This is a genomic window from Paraburkholderia sp. SIMBA_053, assembly GCF_046534895.1.
In the GTDB taxonomy this organism is placed as follows: Bacteria; Pseudomonadota; Gammaproteobacteria; order Burkholderiales; family Burkholderiaceae; genus Paraburkholderia; species Paraburkholderia caledonica.
On record NZ_JAWRXU010000018.1, the window covers coordinates 16,369 to 33,790 of the forward strand.

The 17,422-nt window shown below is 63.6% G+C and carries 17 protein-coding genes; 7 read left to right on the plus strand and 10 right to left on the minus strand.

Going from position 1 to position 17,422, the window contains the following annotated elements:
* Window positions 1–68: 68 nt before the first annotated feature.
* Together gap and tkt are read right to left on the minus strand one after the other, a co-directional pair.
* Complete coding sequence (gene gap, locus SB753_RS31150; protein WP_020071297.1) at window positions 69–1,079, minus strand: type I glyceraldehyde-3-phosphate dehydrogenase; 1,011 nt, start codon at window positions 1,077–1,079, stop codon at window positions 69–71.
* 107 nt (window positions 1,080–1,186) lie between these two features.
* Window positions 1,187–3,208 carry a transketolase gene (gene tkt / locus SB753_RS31155; RefSeq protein ID WP_087752251.1) on the minus strand — a complete coding sequence of 674 codons (2,022 nt, stop codon included), beginning with the start codon at window positions 3,206–3,208 and terminating at the stop codon, window positions 1,187–1,189.
* Between the two features lie 313 nt (window positions 3,209–3,521).
* Between tkt and speE the strand changes: the two genes are divergently transcribed.
* From speE to SB753_RS31170, 3 genes are all read left to right on the plus strand, one after another.
* Complete coding sequence (speE, locus tag SB753_RS31160) at window positions 3,522–4,403, plus strand: polyamine aminopropyltransferase (RefSeq protein WP_410803686.1); 882 nt, start codon at window positions 3,522–3,524, stop codon at window positions 4,401–4,403.
* 110 nt (window positions 4,404–4,513) lie between these two features.
* On the plus strand, window positions 4,514–4,927 hold the full coding sequence (locus SB753_RS31165; RefSeq protein ID WP_020071294.1) for a VOC family protein: 414 nt from the start codon (window positions 4,514–4,516) through the stop codon (window positions 4,925–4,927).
* A 19-nt stretch (window positions 4,928–4,946) separates the two neighbouring features.
* Window positions 4,947–5,687 carry a 16S rRNA (uracil(1498)-N(3))-methyltransferase gene (locus SB753_RS31170; protein ID WP_087752242.1) on the plus strand — a complete coding sequence of 247 codons (741 nt, stop codon included), beginning with the start codon at window positions 4,947–4,949 and terminating at the stop codon, window positions 5,685–5,687.
* Between the two features lie 207 nt (window positions 5,688–5,894).
* Here the strand turns inward: SB753_RS31170 and SB753_RS31175 are convergent, their stop codons facing one another.
* From SB753_RS31175 to SB753_RS31185, 3 genes are all read right to left on the minus strand, one after another.
* Entirely contained in the window at window positions 5,895–6,464 is a 570-nt protein-coding gene (locus SB753_RS31175; protein ID WP_020071292.1) for a barstar family protein, read from the minus strand.
* 7 nt (window positions 6,465–6,471) lie between these two features.
* Window positions 6,472–6,888, minus strand: a complete 417-nt coding sequence (locus SB753_RS31180; protein WP_020071291.1) for a ribonuclease — start codon at window positions 6,886–6,888, stop codon at window positions 6,472–6,474.
* 420 nt (window positions 6,889–7,308) lie between these two features.
* Window positions 7,309–9,648, minus strand: a complete 2,340-nt coding sequence (locus SB753_RS31185) for an NADP-dependent malic enzyme (protein WP_020071290.1) — start codon at window positions 9,646–9,648, stop codon at window positions 7,309–7,311.
* 96 nt (window positions 9,649–9,744) lie between these two features.
* Here SB753_RS31185 and thiL point away from each other — a divergent pair, with 96 nt between their 5' ends.
* The 4 genes from thiL to SB753_RS31205 are packed head-to-tail and all read left to right on the plus strand — an operon-like array spanning window position 9,745 to window position 12,358.
* The gene (gene thiL, locus SB753_RS31190) at window positions 9,745–10,743 is read left to right on the plus strand and encodes a thiamine-phosphate kinase (RefSeq protein WP_410803690.1); all 999 of its coding nucleotides are present in this window, start codon (window positions 9,745–9,747) and stop codon (window positions 10,741–10,743) included.
* A complete protein-coding gene (locus SB753_RS31195; RefSeq protein ID WP_310067344.1) occupies window positions 10,733–11,290 on the plus strand; it encodes a phosphatidylglycerophosphatase A in 558 nt (185 codons plus the stop codon). The genes thiL and SB753_RS31195 overlap by 11 nt, the downstream gene beginning before the upstream one ends.
* Window positions 11,291–11,318: 28 nt before the next feature.
* Window positions 11,319–11,819 carry a CinA family protein gene (locus tag SB753_RS31200; protein ID WP_088175741.1) on the plus strand — a complete coding sequence of 167 codons (501 nt, stop codon included), beginning with the start codon at window positions 11,319–11,321 and terminating at the stop codon, window positions 11,817–11,819.
* 23 nt (window positions 11,820–11,842) lie between these two features.
* A complete protein-coding gene (locus SB753_RS31205) occupies window positions 11,843–12,358 on the plus strand; it encodes a cupin domain-containing protein (protein WP_088175742.1) in 516 nt (171 codons plus the stop codon).
* A 29-nt stretch (window positions 12,359–12,387) separates the two neighbouring features.
* On the opposite strand, the gene pyrF is transcribed toward SB753_RS31205, so the two are convergent.
* The 5 genes from pyrF to araH form a co-directional block, all read right to left on the minus strand.
* Complete coding sequence (gene pyrF, locus SB753_RS31210; RefSeq protein WP_087752238.1) at window positions 12,388–13,203, minus strand: orotidine-5'-phosphate decarboxylase; 816 nt, start codon at window positions 13,201–13,203, stop codon at window positions 12,388–12,390.
* 158 nt (window positions 13,204–13,361) lie between these two features.
* Window positions 13,362–14,432, minus strand: coding sequence for an aldose 1-epimerase (locus SB753_RS31215; RefSeq protein WP_410803693.1), 1,071 nt, complete (start codon window positions 14,430–14,432; stop codon window positions 13,362–13,364).
* Window positions 14,433–14,641: 209 nt separating this feature from the next.
* Complete coding sequence (locus SB753_RS31220; protein ID WP_410803695.1) at window positions 14,642–15,565, minus strand: SMP-30/gluconolactonase/LRE family protein; 924 nt, start codon at window positions 15,563–15,565, stop codon at window positions 14,642–14,644.
* Entirely contained in the window at window positions 15,562–16,362 is an 801-nt protein-coding gene (locus SB753_RS31225; protein ID WP_020071282.1) for an SDR family NAD(P)-dependent oxidoreductase, read from the minus strand. Before SB753_RS31225 ends, SB753_RS31220 begins: the two co-directional genes overlap by 4 nt.
* Window positions 16,363–16,400: 38 nt before the next feature.
* Window positions 16,401–17,417 carry an L-arabinose ABC transporter permease AraH gene (gene araH, locus SB753_RS31230; RefSeq protein ID WP_006051875.1) on the minus strand — a complete coding sequence of 339 codons (1,017 nt, stop codon included), beginning with the start codon at window positions 17,415–17,417 and terminating at the stop codon, window positions 16,401–16,403.
* Window positions 17,418–17,422: the final 5 nt, after the last annotated feature.

A 17,422-nucleotide genomic window follows, 5' to 3' on the forward strand; every position in this document is an offset into this window, starting at 1 on the left:
TTTTGCGAACCGCGCTAAACCGAACCGCCGACGTTACGACGACGGCGTCCGGAAAAGCACAGAACGGCTTACTTCGCGTTGGCGAGCGCCACGGCCGTGTCCAGCATGCGGTTCGAGAAGCCCCACTCGTTGTCATACCAGCTCGACACCTTCACCAGGCGGCCCGACACCTTGGTCAGCGTCGCGTCGAACGTCGACGAAGCCGGGTTGTGGTTGAAGTCGATCGAGACCAGCGGCGCGTCGTTGTAGCCGAGGATGCCCTTCAGCGCGCCTTGCGACGCTTCCTTCATGATCGAGTTGACTTCTTCGACCGTCGTGTCGCGTGCGGCGATGAACGACAGATCGACCACCGACACGTTGATGGTCGGCACGCGAATCGCGTAGCCGTCCAGCTTGCCGTTCAGTTCCGGCAGCACCAGGCCGACAGCCGATGCAGCGCCCGTCTTGGTCGGGATCTGGCTATGCGTGGCCGAGCGCGCGCGGCGCAGGTCTTCGTGGTACACGTCCGTCAGAACCTGGTCGTTCGTGTACGCGTGAATGGTCGTCATCAGGCCGTTCACGAGGCCGATCTTGTCGTTCAGCGGCTTGACGAGCGGCGCGAGGCAGTTCGTCGTGCACGATGCGTTCGAGATCACCGTGTCCGATGCCTTCAGCACGTTGTGGTTCACGCCGTAGACGATCGTTGCGTCGACGTCCTTGCCGCCCGGCGCCGAAATGATGACCTTCTTCGCGCCGCCCTTGATGTGCGCGCTTGCTTTTTCCTTCGTCGTGAAAAAGCCCGTGCATTCCATCACGACGTCGACGTTCAGCTCGCCCCACGGCAGTTCAGCCGGGTTGCGGTTGGCCAGCACGCGGATCTTGTCGCCGTTCACAACCAGGTAGTCGCCGTCCACCGACACTTCGCCCGGGAACTTGCCGTGCGCGGTGTCATATTGCGTCAGGTGAGCATTGGTCTTGGCATCGCCCAGATCGTTGATGGCGACGATTTCGATATCGTGCTTCTTGCCGTTTTCATAGAAGGCGCGCAGCGTGTTGCGGCCGATCCGGCCGTAGCCGTTGATTGCAACGCGAATCGTCATGATCTATCTCCTGATGACTAAAAAAATACGTCGATGTTCGTCTGACCGGCTGCGTTGCCGCGCGTTCGTGCTCCTGCTTCAGCCGTGCGGCAACGCTTTGCTTCAGATCAGCCGAGTGCGGCTTTGGCCGTCTCTACCACGTGTTCGACGGTGAAGCCGAAATGCTTGAACAGCACGCCAGCCGGGGCCGATTCGCCGAACGTGTCGATGCCGACCACGCCGCCTTCCAGACCCACGTACTTGCGCCAGAAATCCGTCACGCCCGCTTCGATCGCGACCCGGCGCACGCCTTGCGGCAGCACGCGTTCGCGGTATTCCGCATCCTGCTTGTCGAACACCGTGGTGGACGGCATGGAGACGACGCGCGCCGCGATGCCCTCGCGCGCCAGCGGCTCGACCGCCTTGAGCGCCAGTTCGACTTCCGAACCGGTGGCCATCAGGATGATTTTGCGCGCAACGATCTCGTCGTTCCAGTCGCGCAGCACATAACCGCCCTTCTCAATGTTAGCGATCTGCGCGTCCGTGCGCTCAGAGAACTGCAGGTTCTGACGGCTGAAAATCAGGCACGACGGGCCATGGTGTTCGACCGCGTGAGTCCACGCCACCGCCGTTTCGACGGTATCCGCGGGACGCCACACCTGCAGATGCGGAATCAGACGCAAGCTCGCTACGTGTTCGACCGACTGGTGAGTCGGGCCGTCTTCACCGAGACCGATCGAGTCGTGCGTGAACACGAAGATGGACGGCGCCTTCATCAGCGCGGCAACGCGCAGCGCGTTGCGGCTGTAGTCGGAGAACGTCAGGAAAGTGCCGCCGAAAGCCTTGAAGCCGCCGTGCAGCGCAACGCCGTTGATCGCGGCGCTCATGCCGAACTCGCGCACGCCGTAGTTAACGTAATTGCCTGCCGCGCGGCCTTCGCCGTTCACGCGAACGGGCTTCGCGGCCTTCCAGTTGGTCAGGTTCGAGCCGGTCAGGTCGGCCGAGCCGCCGAGCAGTTCTGGCAGCACTGCGGACAAAGCCTCGATGGCCTGCTGCGATGCCTTGCGCGTCGCGACCGTTTCGGCACGCTCGTTCGCGCCGGCGATGATCGCCTTCGCCTTTTCCTTCCAGTCAGCGGGCAGTTGCTTGCCCATACGACGCGTGAATTCAGCCGCTTCTTGCGGATATTTCGCCGCGTAAGCCGCGAACGCCTTATCCCAATCGGATTCGAAACGAGCACCCGCTTCTTTCGCGTCCCACGCTGCGTAGACTTCCTGCGGAATCACAAACGGCTCCCACTTCCAGCCGATGGCCTCGCGCGTGGCCGCAATTTCCTTGTCGCCGAGCGGCGCGCCGTGCGAGTCGTGGCTACCAGCCTTCGTCGGCGCACCTTCGCCGATCACGGTCTTGCAGCAGATCAGCGTGGGTTTGTCCGATTGCTTGGCCTTCTTGATGGCGGCGTCGACTGCGTCGACATCGTGGCCGACCACGTTCGGAATCACGTTCCAGCCGTATGCTTCGAAGCGCTTCGGCGTGTCGTCGTGGAACCAGTGCACCACTTCGCCGTCGATGGAAATGCCGTTGTCGTCGTAGAACGCGATCAGCTTGTTCAGCTTCAGCACGCCCGCGAGCGAACACGCTTCATGCGAAATGCCTTCCATCAGGCAGCCGTCGCCGACGAACACATACGTGTGGTGGTCGACGATCTTCGCGTCGGGCTTGTTGAATTCGGTGGCGAGCAGCGACTCCGCGAGCGCCATGCCGACCGCGTTCGCCAGACCCTGGCCGAGCGGGCCGGTGGTCGTTTCGACGCCCGGCGTAATGCCGTATTCCGGGTGGCCCGGCGTCTTCGAATGCATCTGGCGGAAGTTCTTCAGTTCGCTGATCGGCAGGTCGTAGCCGGTCAGGTGAAGCAGCGAGTACAGCAGCATCGAACCGTGGCCGTTCGACAGAACGAAGCGGTCTCGGTCCGCCCATTGCGGGTTCTTCGGATTGTGGCGCAGATGGCGCGACCACAGGGCCACGCCGATTTCGGCCATGCCCATTGGCATGCCGGGGTGCCCGGAATTCGCTTGTTGAACGGCGTCCATGGACAGCGCGCGAATTGCGTTGGCCATCAAGGAAGTGGGTGCGGGAGACGGGGTCGTCATGTCGAGTCCGGAGACAGAGTCAGAAAGCGGTGCGCGCTTGAGGCCCGGAAGCTCGGCGGCCAGTCCGCTTCGGCGCACGGTGCGGCGCCGGAAGACGCGAAACGGGCAGAGCAAACGGACAAGGCTGAAAGCGTGCCATTCTAACAGAACGTTGTCTCCCTCCCTGTGCGCAAAGCCGCATGGCGGGCGCCGCCCGGTGCCTCCAAAGAGCCGCTGATTCGTTCCGCATCGTGGGGCGCGCACGAGACCGTGCCGCGCGTCGACCTTACAATCGGGCAGCGGAAACCAACCCGTTCACACTGGGCAAACCATCTTGAGCGCTACTTTGCTGTTCCACCCGAGTCCGGACGCTGTCTACGGATTCCCGGACGCGTCGTTGATCGCACGCGTCGATTCGCCTTACCAGCGCATCGAGGTGTGGGATACGCGCCAGCTCGGCCGGATCTTCACGCTGGACGGCCGTCCCATGACGTCCACCGGCGACGAGTTCATCTATCACGAGTGCATGGTGCACCCGGCGGCGTTGGCGCATCCGGCACCGAAAGCCGCGCTGGTGCTAGGTGGAGGCGACGGGGGCGCCGCGCGGCAACTGCTGGCGCATCCGGGCATCGAAAGGATCGTGGTCGCCGAACTCGACGAACAGGTGGTTCGCCTGACCCGCGAGCACATGCCCGAAGTACACGGCGGCGCGTTCGACGATCCGCGCGTCGAACTCGTGATCGGCGATGCCGCGTATTTCGTGACCGCGGCCGCGCAGGCCCGGTCAGCGCTGTTCGATCTGGTCGTATTCGATCTGACGCCGCCGGACTCGCCAGCGGCCGGCCTGTACACGACCGCCTTCTACAGTCAGCTCAAGCGGGTGATGAGCGCGAACGCCGTGTTGTCCGTCCATCTGGGCTCGCCCTATTTCCACGCCGAACGCATTGCCGGCCTGCTGGGCGATCTGCGCAGCGTGTTCGCGGTGGTGCGCAGCATGAACACGTTCGTCCCGCTATACGGCTCGTTGTGGATGATGGCGACCGCCAGCGACACGCTCGATCCTGCCGCGCTGACGGCGGAGATCGTGGCCGAGCGCCTCGCCGTGCGAGGAATCGACGCACGGAAGCACTACAGCCCTGCCGCGCATGCCGGACTCTTTACGGCATCGCCGTCGGTGCAAGATAAACTAGGTCAATTCTTAAAGCCGTCACACTGACGCACGGGCAAAATGCACGGCTTCGCCGGATTGCGCTATCTCTTTGCCGATGCGCAACCCGTTGCCGGCGGCCCGGCATGCGCCCAATAACCCTAGATCTGGAGAACCCCATGACCGCCTCCCGCCCAGCCGGTGTGCCCTGGTTGACCCCCTATCTGACGGTACGGGACGCGCGAGCCGCGAGTGCCTTTTACACCGCGGCATTCGGCTTCGAATTGCGGGATAGCGTGCAGGACGACGGCGTCGTCATGCATGTCGAAATGACCTATCAAGGTCAGTTGATCGTGATGTTCGCGCCGGAAGGCGCGTTCGGCTCCACCGCAAAAACACCCCGCAGCGCGGGCGCGATCGCGCCGCAATCATTCTATGTCTACGTCGACGATGTCGACACGGTTTACGCCCGGGCGCTTGCCGCCGGCGCCAAATCGTTGAGCGAGCCACAGGACCAGTTCTGGGGCGACCGCTTCGCCCAGGTCGAGGATCTGGACGGCTACCGTTGGGCGCTCGCTCGCCACCTTTCGTGAACTAATGAGTATTTTTCTGATGCCTCGCTTCTTCGTCGGTACGTCTCTTTCGCCCGACGACATCATGCAACTTCCCGATGACGTCGTACGGCACGTCCTCGTGCTGCGCTTGCAGACCGGTGACTCCATTGTGCTTTTCAACGGTGAGGGCGGCGAATACAGCGCCGAACTCGTCGCGATCGAACGCCGCACGGTCACCGTGAAGGTCGGCGAATTCCGCAATATCGAAGTCGAGCCGCCGTATCGGCTCACGCTCGCTCAGGGCATAGCAAGCGGCGACAAGATGGACTGGCTGATCGAAAAGGCCGTCGAACTCGGCGCCTCGAGCTTCGTGCCGTTGACCACCACGCGCAGCGTCGTGCGGCTGAACGGCGATCGTGCGCTTCGGCGGCATGCGCACTGGGAAGGCATCGTGCGGGCGTCGTGTGAGCAATGTGGACGCAACCGCCTGCCGACAGTCATGCCTGTACGCGAAATCGCCACCTGGCTCGCCGCAATGCCGCGCGTTCCCGCAGAAGACGAACTGCGCATTCTGTTGTCGCCACGCGCGAGCATCCATTTTTCGGCACTGCCCACAATTCCGCCGAAGGGGCCTGTCACCGTGCTGGTCGGCCCCGAAGGCGGCTTTTCCGCCGCGGAAGAAGCCGCCGCAACGGACCACGGATTTCAGGCGGTCGGGCTCGGACCGCGCGTGTTGCGCACCGAGACCGCTGGGATGGCGGTTCTGTCCGCACTCGCGGCGGCGTGGGGCGGCTGGTGAGGCGGTGATTGAGTTGGTGCTTGTGGGCTCTATGGCGTAGGCAGCCGCAACGGCAGCGATCGAAGCGGACGGAGGCGCGACCGGCACAGCACCACCAATGCCACTGACACCGGGCTCAAGCCCAATCCGCCAAAAGCAAAGGCCCGCCAGTTGGCGGGCCTTTGCGATTCCGGCTATGGCTGAACTCAGGCGTTCGGCTCAAAGCATTCAGGCGAACGAATAAAAGACGCGGAACGCAACCTTGCGCTCGGCCCAGAATTCGGCCGCTTCGCGAAACACGTCGAGCAGCGTCTCTCGCCCTTCCTTGTCGAATTTCTGCGCGACGGGCAATTGCTCGAGCACGATCACGAAGCCAGGCTGGGCACCGGCCTTGTGGACCAGGTCGGTCAGGCAATCGTAGAGCGCGTCATAATTCTTGCCGAAATGTTTCGGAAACAGGAACGATGTAGCGATGGTTTCCAGGACTTCCTGCTTGGACTGCGCGTTTGCGCAATACGCGTAGAGAAAGTGCTGTCCGAGTCGATTCGCCTCGTCGGCGAGATCCTGAACGCGAAACGCGCGGATCGACTGTACGATGTTCGGTCGTACGGTCTTGAAAAGACTCATGGGCTCCTCGTTCGATGAAACCACACTGTCAGCTTCGCTCCGGTTCTCACGGCCCTGCTCGCCGGCGCGCATCTTCATGACGCGCTGGAAAAGATTGCCGTCGCCGGCCGCGAAAAGATCCGTCGCGACTCCGGTGTCGTGCGCGTAGACGTTGTCGCTCATGCCGTTCATCCCGATGTCATTCAACAATACGATTAAAACTGGTGTAATGGTCGTCCGAGTAGTAACAATTGTCGGTGCGCTTCAGCGGACCTCCGCAGACGATGCGACGCGCCCCGCGACTACGTGAACGAGGCGTGGGAACGGTGTATTCGTGGTAAAAGCCGCGCCGGTTGGGCGGCAGCAACCGTTCGCGGTTGCCGAACACGACGCCGTCCTTTTCATACGGGTAAGGCCCGCCAGCGGCAATCAAGTTCAATGTATTGACCGCCTCGCGGGGCAACTGCGCCGCCGCAATGGTGCCTTGGCCCTGTGCATTCGTGCCGGTGGGTGCCGGGTAATTGCGCGCGATGGCGTGAGGCACGGGGCCGCAGAAAACGCACAGCGCAATAGCACTGATCAGCACGCCCTTGATGCGCTGCCATCTGCGTGCCATTACCAAGTTTCCCGGCTGTTAGATCACGAGTTTTACGACCATGAAAGTCGTAAGGGTATCGCTAATGGTCCCCGGAATCAACGTTCGCCGGAGTCGCAAAATGATCCGATTCGACGCGAAAGCCCCACCAGCAGTGCTTTGACGACTTTTGACACAAAATTTATCCAATGCGCGCTAACATTAGCTCAACCAAGCAAAAGACGCAGCAACACCGGCTTTTCCACACGGAATGCCGGGCGCTGAGTTCTTGCAAGGAAGTCTGTTGTTTGCCGTTTTGGGCGGCTATCCCCTGTTCGCCCTAAGGCGTGCCCGTTGCGGGCACGCCTTTTTTTTCGTTGGACGAGGCCGGCGGGAGCGGCCGGCAACTTTCTCCACCAACTGCGCCGGCTGGAGCCGGCGCCAGTTAGCGCAGACGGACTATCAGCGGGCCGCGATCACATCCGCAACCAGCAGCGCCGTCATGTTGACGATGCGTCGAACCGTCGCGGAGGCCGTCAGCACGTGCACGGGCTTTGCCGCGCCCAGCAGCATCGGGCCAATGGCGATGTTGTTGCCCGCCGCCGTCTTCAGCAGGTTGTACGAGATGTTGGCGGCGTCGATGTTCGGCAGCACCAGCAGGTTGGCGTCGCCTTCGAGCGTCGAGTCGGGCAGCACTTCGCGGCGCAGATTCGCGTCGAGCGCAACATCACCGTGCATTTCGCCGTCAACCTGCAATTCGGGCGCGCGTTCTTGCAGGATCGCGAGCGTATCGCGCATTTTCTGCGCGGTCGGCGCATTGCTCGAACCGAAATTCGAGTGCGACACCAGCGCGACCTTCGGCTCGATGCCGAAGCGGCGCACTTCCTCGGCGGCCATGATCGTGATCTCGGCCAGCTGCTCCGGCGTCGGGTCCACGTTCACGTGCGTATCGACCAGGAAAATCTGGCGATTCGGCAGCACCAGCGCGTTCATCGCGGCATACACGGCGCAGCCTTCACGCTTGCCGATCACCTGGTCGATAAAGTGCAGGTGGCGGTGCGTCGTGCTGATCGTGCCGCAGATCATGCCGTCCGCCTCGCCTTTTCTGACCAGCATCGCACCGATCAGTGTCGTGCGGCGGCGCATTTCGAGCTTGGCCATCTGCGCGGTGATGCCCTTGCGGGACATCATCTTGTAATACTCCTGCCAGAAGTCGCGATAACGCTCGTCATGGTCCGTATTGACGACCGTGTAATCCTGACCTGCGACGAGACGCAGACCGTAGCGCGCAATGCGCTGCTCGATCACGGCCGGGCGGCCAATCAGGATCGGCTTGGCCAGCTTTTCGTCGACGATGATCTGCATGGCGCGCAACACGCGCTCTTCTTCGCCTTCCGCGAACACAATGCGCTTCTTCTCCGGCTCGACGCCGCGCGCCAGCTGGAAAATCGGCTTCATCGTCGTGCCGCTGTGATACACGAACTGCTGCAGATGCTGCTCGTATGCGTCCATGTCCTCGATCGGCCGCTCGGCGACGCCCGAATCCATCGCGGCCTTCGCCACCGCGGGCGCGACCTTGACGATCAGACGCGGGTCGAACGGCTTCGGAATCAGGTATTCCGGACCGAACGAAAGATCCTGAATGCCGTAAGCCGTCGCGACGATGTCGCTCTGCTCCTGGCGCGCCAGTTCGGCAATCGCATTGACCGCGGCGATTTCCATTTCCCGCGTGACCGTGGTCGCGCCCGCGTCCAGTGCGCCACGGAACAGGAACGGGAACACCAGCACGTTGTTCACCTGGTTCGGATAGTCGGTGCGTCCCGTGCACAGCACGGCGTCCGGACGCACTTCGAGCGCCAGTTCCGGCAGGATTTCCGGCGTCGGGTTAGCGAGCGCCAGAATCAGCGGCCGTTCCGCCATCTGCTTGACCATCTCCTGCTTGAGCACGCCGCCCGCCGACAGGCCGAGGAACACGTCCGCGCCGCCAATTGCCTCTGCGAGCGTGCGTGCCTCGGTGTCACGCGCGAAGCGTTCCTTGTCCGGGTCCATCAGTTCGACGCGGCCCTTGTAGACCACGCCGGCCAGATCCGTGACCGTGATGTTTTCGAGCGGCAGCCCGATATCGACCAGCAGATCCAGACAGGCCAGCGCCGCTGCGCCCGCGCCGGAGGAGACCAGCTTGACGTCCTTGATGTCCTTGCCGACGACCTTCAAGCCGTTCGTGATCGCCGCCGCAACGACGATGGCCGTGCCGTGCTGATCGTCGTGGAAGACCGGAATCTTCATGCGCTTGCGACATTCGCGCTCGACGATGAAGCAGTCCGGCGCCTTGATGTCTTCGAGATTGATACCGCCGAAAGTCGGCTCGAGCGCCGCGATCACGTCGACGAGCTTGTGCGGATCGGACTCGTTCAACTCGATATCGAACACGTCGATGCCGGCGAACTTTTTGAACAGCACCGCCTTACCTTCCATGACCGGCTTGGATGCGAGCGGGCCGATATTGCCCAGGCCGAGCACCGCCGTGCCGTTCGTCACGACGCCGACCAGGTTGCTGCGCGCCGTGAAGCGCGCGGCATTCAGCGGGTTCTCGACGATTTCTTCACACGCGAACGCGACACCTGGCGAGTACGCCAGCGCGAGGTCGCGCTGGTTGATCATCTGCTTGGTGGGGGCGATTGCGATCTTCCCGGGAGTCGGGAATTCGTGGTAATCGAGGGCGGCTTCGCGGAGTTTGCTATTGACGGGAGTCGACATAAGGCGGGCTTCGAAGTGCGGATTAGAATAGATGTTCGACGGCATTGTAGCCCCAATTGCCGGCCCGATTCCTTCAATACGGGTACAACTGCCGAGACTGAAACGTAGCGAAAGGCAGTCGTCCCTTCACTTTTCCTCACAATGCTTTCAGAGTTTTCGCTGATTGAACGTTTCTTCGCGCGCCGCGCAGCGGGCGAGGCGTCGGCGGCCCCGAGCGGTTCGCTCGGCATCGGCGACGACTGCGCGCTGCTCGCGCCGCGCGCGGGCGAAATGCTGGCGATTTCGACAGACATGCTGGTGGAAGGCCGCCACTTCTTCGCGGATGTCGATCCCGAGGCGCTCGGTCATAAGGCGCTCGCCGTCAATCTGTCGGACCTGGCCGCGATGGGCGCGCAACCGCAGGCGTTCACGCTCGCGTTCTCCTTGCCCAAAGCCGATGAAACGTGGCTCGCCGCATTTAGCGAAGGACTGTTCGCGCTCGCCGAGCGTCATGGCTGCGCGCTGATCGGCGGCGACACGACCGGCGGCCCGCTGAACCTGTGCATCACCGTGTTCGGCAGCGTGCCGCCGCAAGCCGCGCTGCGCCGCGACGCCGCTCGGGCAGGCGACGACATCTGGGTGTCGGGCACCCTCGGCGACGCGCGCGCAGGCCTCGGCATCCAGCGCGGCGAGTGGACCGCTGATGCCGACGACGCCGCGGCGTTTCGCCGCGCGCTCGAACGCCCGGAACCGCGCGTCGCGCTCGGGTTGGCGCTGCGCGGCGTCGCCCATGCGGCGCTGGATATCTCGGACGGGCTCGCCGGCGACCTGAAGCACATCCTCGATCGATCGAATATGCAGGCCACCGTCGACGCCGACGCAGTGCCGCGTTCGTCCGCACTGCGCAGACTGCCGCTCGACACGCAGCGGCGCTGCACGCTCGCGGGCGGCGACGACTACGAGTTGTGCTTTACCGCGCCGCCGGCCGCGCGCGACGCCGTTCAGGCCGCCGGCCACAAGGCGGGCGTGCCCGTCACGCGCATCGGTACAATAAGCGCTCTCCAAACGGCGGCCGACCGCCCGGCGATCGACTGGCGCGACTCTGCCGGCGCGCCGCTCTCCCTGACGTTGCAAGGCTTCGACCACTTTCATGCAGACTGATCGCCCGCTCACGCCCGCCGACAATATTGTCGGCGGTCAGCCGCCCAAGCCGCAGCGCCCTCAGCCGCGCCGCGCGACCGCGCGCTTCATGCTGTCGCACCCGCTGCACATTCTGTCGCTCGGTTTCGGCAGCGGCTTGTCGCCGATCGCGCCCGGCACGATCGGCACGTTGTTCGCGTGGGCCTCGTTTGCCGTGTTCAGCCGCTATCTGACCGTGATCGAGTGGGGCGTGCTGATCGGCGTCGGCTTCGTGGGCGGCATTGCGATTTGCGGCTTTACCGCCAGGAAACTCGGCACTGACGACCCATCGCCGGTCGTGTGGGACGAAATCGTCGCCTTCTGGCTCGTGCTGCTGATGGTCACGCCGGTCACGCTGACAGGCCAGTTCTGGGCGTTCATCGTGTTCCGCTTTTTCGACATGGTGAAGCCGCCGCCCATCAGCTATTTCGATCGCCGGCTGAAAGGCGGTTTTGGCATCATGTTCGACGATCTCGTTGCCGCGTTTTTCACCTTGCTCGTGATTGCGCTCTGGCGCATGTCCGTTTAACCGCTCCGCCCCGTTCCGGATTGACGCCATGCCTACCGATTCCGTCGTTCACCAGCTCGCGATCCGCGTGAGCAACCGCCTGCGCGACGAGCGTCTGATGCTCGTCACTGCCGAGTCGTGCACGGGCGGCATGGTCGCGACCGCGATCACCGACATCTCAGGCAGCAGCGGCTGGTTCGAGCGCGGCTTCGTCACGTATTCGAATCAGGCCAAGAGTGAAATGATCGGCGTGCCCGCGGACATGATCGACAAGTACGGCGCGGTCAGCGAGCAGGTGGCGCGCGCGATGGCGGAAGGCGCGCTGCGCAACAGCCGCGCCCAGGTATCGTTGTCGATCACGGGCGTCGCCGGGCCGGGCGGCGGCACGGAGACCAAGCCGGTCGGCATGGTGTCGTTCGGCTGGAGCAACCGGCTGCATACGTCGGTCGAGACGAAGATTTTCAAGGGCGACCGCGAACAGATTCGCGTGCAGGCTGCAGCGCACGCGCTGCGCGGCGTGCTCGCGCTGCTCGACGAGCGCGAACATTGAGTTTGGTTGAAGGCGGGAAGACGATGTCCGATTCGCACGCAGCCAGAGACGAACTGATCCGTCGCTTCGATCTGAAGCCGCATCCGGAAGGCGGATTTTTCAGCGAGACCTACCGGTCGGCGGAGCGCGTGAGCCGCGCGGGCGGGTCGGCCGAAACGCGTTCGGCGTCGACGGCGATCTACTATCTGTTATGCGATGGTGCGCATTCGGCGTGGCACCGGATCAAGTCCGACGAGGTCTGGCATTTCTATGCGGGCGAACCGCTGCACGTTCACGTGCTTGACGAGTCGGGCGCCCTCGTTACACATCGGCTCGGCAACGCGTTGACTCATCGCGGCACGGTGTTTCAGGCTGTGGTGCCGGCCGGTTTGTGGTTCGCCGCCGAATGCGCGGATCCGGCGGCGTTCGCGCTCGTGGGCTGCACGGTAGCGCCCGGTTTCGAGTTCAGTGAATTCGAGCTTGCGGATGTGGATGCATTGAAAGCGCAATACCCGCAGCATGCCGCGCACATCGAGCGGCTTGGGCCGGCTGCGGACTAAGCCGGCCCCTTCACCAACTCACTCCTGATTCAACGGAATGCGTTGATCCGGTCGCGCGTCTCCATGGCGGCCTTCGCTGCCGCTTGAGCGAAATCCTCGCCCTTGCCTGCATAGATGATCGCGCGCGACGAGTTGATCAGCATGCCCGTGCCGTTGGCGGTGCGGCCCGCGCTCACGGTCGCCTGCACGTCGCCGCCCTGCGCGCCGATGCCGGGAATCAGCAGCGGCATATCGCCGACAATTCCGCGCACCACTTCGATTTCCTTCGGGAAAGTCGCGCCGACCACCAGCGCCAACTGGCCGCTCGCATTCCACTTTTCCGCCGCCAGTTGCGCGACGACCTGATACAGCGGACGACCCCCCGTTTCCAGGAATTGCAGGTCGGAGCCGCCCGCGTTCGACGTGCGGCACAGTACGATCACGCCTTTGCCTTCATGCTGCAAATACGGCTCGATCGAATCGAAGCCCATGTACGGATTCACCGTCACCGCGTCCGCCTGGTAGCGTTCGAACGCCTCACGCGCATATTGCTCCGCGGTGCTGCCGATGTCGCCGCGCTTCGCGTCGAGAATGACCGGCAAGCCCGGATGATGTGCATGAATGTGCGCGATCAGCTGCTCGAGCTGGTCTTCCGCGCGATGCGCCGCGAAGTAGGCGATTTGCGGTTTGAACGACGACGCGTACGGTGCAGTCGCGTCGACGATCTCGCGGCAGAAGTCGAAGATCGCGTCGGCACGGCCGGCGAGCGCGCCCGGAAACTTGCTGGGCTCCGGATCGAGGCCGACACACAGCAGCGAGTTAGTGCGCTGCCACGCGTCGTTGAGTGTCTGGATGAAGTTGGACATGGTGGGTCTCGCGGCGAGCCGGTAGTCGGAAGAGGCGCGTATTTTACCTGTCCGGCGTGGGCGCGCGGCCCGGCTCACCTCGCTTCACTCGCTTCACTGTCCATCGCTCTGTCCAGTGCGAGCCCTTCGAGGCGCGGCGAGCCACCAGACAGCGCGCTCTATTGCCGACGCCGCGATCCTCGGGCACCCGGCATCGAACGCAAACCGGTACGTTCAACGGTAAAGCGGAACGTCCGCACGAGTTGCTCGCCACACCTAAGCAGCGTCATGCCGTTTTCGCATGCGCCGCCGGCAAGATTCATCGCGTTGATCGGATGATCGACGGGCTCGAAGCAGAAGAAATCCTCGCCAGGAGGCGTGTACAGCACGTAGTAATCGGTGTCGGCGGCAATGTTCAGCGACAGCCGGCGCTTGGGCCACACCACGGCCGCCTGCCCGCTCCACCCAGTGAATGCATGATTGACGATGGTTTCCGGCAGCGGATAAGCGACGCCGAACTGCCAGGCCGGCGGCGCCTGCACGTGGCGGACCGGCAGCCAGTCATCGCCGGCGAGCCAAAGACCGCCTGCCGCAGCCGACAACTCGGTGTCGGCGTCGCGCACGAAAAACGGATGCACGCCGAGCCCGAAAGGCAACGCCTCGCGGCCCGCGTTCTCGATTTCGAGCGTGATGACGAGCGACGGGCCGTCCAGCTTGTAGGTCTGAGCCGCGCGAAACGCGTACGGCTTGCCGTCACGGCGATCGAGCGTGAGCCGCACATTCTCCCGGTCTGAATCGACGACATGCCACGCCGACTGCCAGCCGTCGCCGTGAATCGGAAACGGCTCGTCCGCGCGATTGCACGCCACGTCGACGCGCCGCCCTGCGAAATTGAAGTGCCCGCCGCCGATCCGGTTCGAATACGGCAGCAGCGGATAACAGGCGAGTTCGTTCGGTTGCGTGTCGGCGGCAACATGGCGGCAGCGACGAAAAATCGGCGTGAGCGCGCCGTCGTCGCGCCAGTCGAAGCGCGTGATTCCGCCACCCAGCGTCGGTGCAACGTCGAGACGCAAATGCGCATTGGCGAGCGTGATGCACGCGACGTCGCCGGCCGAGGTCTCACCGACCGCTACCGCCGACGTGCTCGGCCCCGGCAACACCGGATTGGCCGCCGCCGCGAGTCGCGAGCGCCGGCTCTGAGCGCTTTGTGATGTTTGGGACGAGGCGGAAACAGGATTCGCAACAGTCATATCTGCTCCTTCGAGAGGCTGGGACGTTGCCGTCGTGGCTGACGGGTGCTGTCGGGCGATTTTCTTGAACAGGTCGCCTCTGGTCCAAACTGCTTGCTGCCGTTTTGCGCGGAATGCCCGGTTGTTGCTGGTTTCTGTCAAGCACGGCTCGTCACTGCAGCCGCGCGCTTCCGGTTACTGCATCGACTGCGAAGCTGCGTCATTCTGCGCTACGCTGGCGCGCCCTGGAACACCGGCTCCGGCAAACCGCGCCGCGCAGGTGTCACGATGAACACGCCGCCCGCCCGCAAATCGCCGGCGAGCGCCGCTGCGTCGAGACCGACGCGCGCACTCGTGATGTACAGCGTGCCCAGTTGCGCGCCGCCGAGCGCGACGCAACTCGGCTGCGCCGTGGGTACTTCCACGCGCTCCGTTTCGACACCGTCGGCGCCGTAACGCACGACGCGTCTGCCGCCCCATTGCGCGTTCCACAAGCCGCCATCGCGATCGACAGTCGAGCCGTCGGGCTCGCCAGTGGCGTCGGCGAGGCGCACGAACAGCCGGTCGTTGGCGATGCCGCCGTCCGCACGATAGTCGCACGCGCGGATCTCACGCGTGGGCGAGTCGCAGAAATACATCGTCGCGCCGTCGGGACTGAACGCGATGCTGTTGGAAATGGCCGGCGCGGGCAGCGGCAGACGCTCCAGCGACAGGTCGTGATTGAGCCGGTAGAACCCGCCGATCGCCTGCAACGGCGAGCCTTCGTCTTTCGTGCCGAACACGAAACGGCCCTGACGGTCGCAGCGACCGTCGTTCACCCGCGTGTTCATGCCCGCTTCCACATCGACGATGTGCCGCGTCTGTCCCGTCGCAATGTCGAAAAAGGCCAGATGCGAGGCAAGGCCAAGCAACAGGTAATGCGGATCGGCACACAGCGCGAACGTGGCGAGACGCTCGGGCATCGGCCAGAAAGTGCTCCGGCCGTCGCTCGGGTCGTAGCGCCACAAACGCGCGCCTTCGATATCCGTCCAGTAGAAGCGGCCGGTTCTCGCGCACCATGTCGCGCCTTCGCCCAACGCGCACTTGGTGTCGAGCAGCAGCGCCGCGCTTTTCGCAGGTTGCGCACCGGCGTCAGGGCGCACGCTTGCCGTCATGCCCAGCCTCCGTCCACGACGATGTCCTGCGCGGTGATCATTCTGCTGTCGTCGGCGGCGAGGAACAGCGCCATGCGGGCGAGGTCGTCCGGCATGAGTTCCGCGTCGATGCACTGCCCTTCCTTGATCGCACGGCGGCCCGCGTCGTCGAGCCACAGGCGTTTCTGCTTTTCCGTCATCACCCAGCCCGGCACCAGCGTGTTCACGCGAATGTTGAAGTGCCCCAGGTCGCGCGCGAGACCGCGGGTCAAACCCTGCACCGCCGATTTCGACATCACGTACACCGGATAACCGCCGTTCTTCAACATCCAGCTAATCGAGCCGAGATTGATGATCGAACCGCTGTTCGCCGCTTTCATGTCTTCCATCACCGCTTGCGCGGCAAAGAACTGGTGACGGATGTTCACCGCGATGCCCGCGTCGAACGATTCGCGCGTGACTTCGCCGATCGTGTGACGCTTGTCGTTCGCTGCATTGTTCACGAGCGCCTGGATCGGGCCGAGGGCGGCTTTCACGTCGGCAATCGCTTTTTGCAGCGCGTCGACGTCGGTCAGATCGCAGGGCAGGAAAAGCGGCTTATGCTTCGAGTCGCCGAGTTCGTCCGCCAGCGCTTCGCCCGCGGTTGCGTCGATATCGAAGAACGCAACGCGCGCGCCCTGCGCCGCGAAATGCTCGACAAACGATGCGCCGATACCGGTCGCGCCGCCCGTAATCAACACTGTGCGGTCGACAAGACTAGGGTAGCGCGCGAATGCGCTGTTCGCGAGACGCTCGTTTGCATTGGCCGGAGACGACATCGTTCGATTCCTTTTAGAGCGAGATGATTAAGCCGGGATTAGTCGCGCGAACCGCGGTTCTTCAACTGGTCGAGCAGCACGGCTGCGAGCAGGATCGCGCCACGCACGAGGTACTGATAGAACGCGTCGATGTTCATCAGGTTCATTACGTTCTCGACGGTGCCCATGATCAGCACGCCGATCACGACGCCGGAGATCGTCGCACGCCCGCCGAGCAGCGACACGCCGCCGAGCACGCACGCCGAGATCACGTTCAGTTCGAAGCCTTGCGCGGCATTCGGCTGTCCCGACGTGATCCGCGACGCCAGAATCACACCTGCGAGCGCGGTGACGGCGCCCTGAATCAGGAAGATGTACACGCGTGTGCGCTCGACGTTGATACCCGCGAGCCGCGACGCTTCCGGATTGCCGCCGATCGCAAGCGTGTTGCGGCCATACACGGTCTGATTCAGCATCACGCCGAACACGATAAAGCACAGCAGCGTGACCCAGATCGGCAACGACACGCCGAAGAAGCTCAAGCCGCCCAGCGCAATGAACGTATCCGACGACACGCCCACCGCCTGACCGTGCGACACGATAAAGCCGAGGCCACGCACGATTTCCATCGTTGCGAGCGTGGTGATCAGTGCGTTGATGCGCAGATACGCGATCACCGCGCCGTTGACAAAGCCGATCACCGCGCCTGCCGCCACTGCGGCAACGATCGCGATAAACGTATTGTCGGTCGCGTTGAGCACCATCGCGCACAACACGCCGGCAAACGCGACGGTCGATCCGATCGACAAGTCGAAATCTCGCGACGCGAGACAGAACATCATCGTGCACGCGACCATGCCGATCTGCGAAATGGACAGCGCGAGGCCGAGCATGTTCTCGATCGAGAAGAAGTGGTCGACGGTCAGCGACATCGTCACGAACATCACCACGAAGATGAGGATCAGGCTGTACTCGGTGATTTGCTGCCACCACTTCGCCTTGTCGCTCGTCTGCGGGATCAGCGCCTCAGCCGCGCTCTTGGCGGCCTGTTGCGCGAGGTTTTCTCTAGCTTGCATGATGA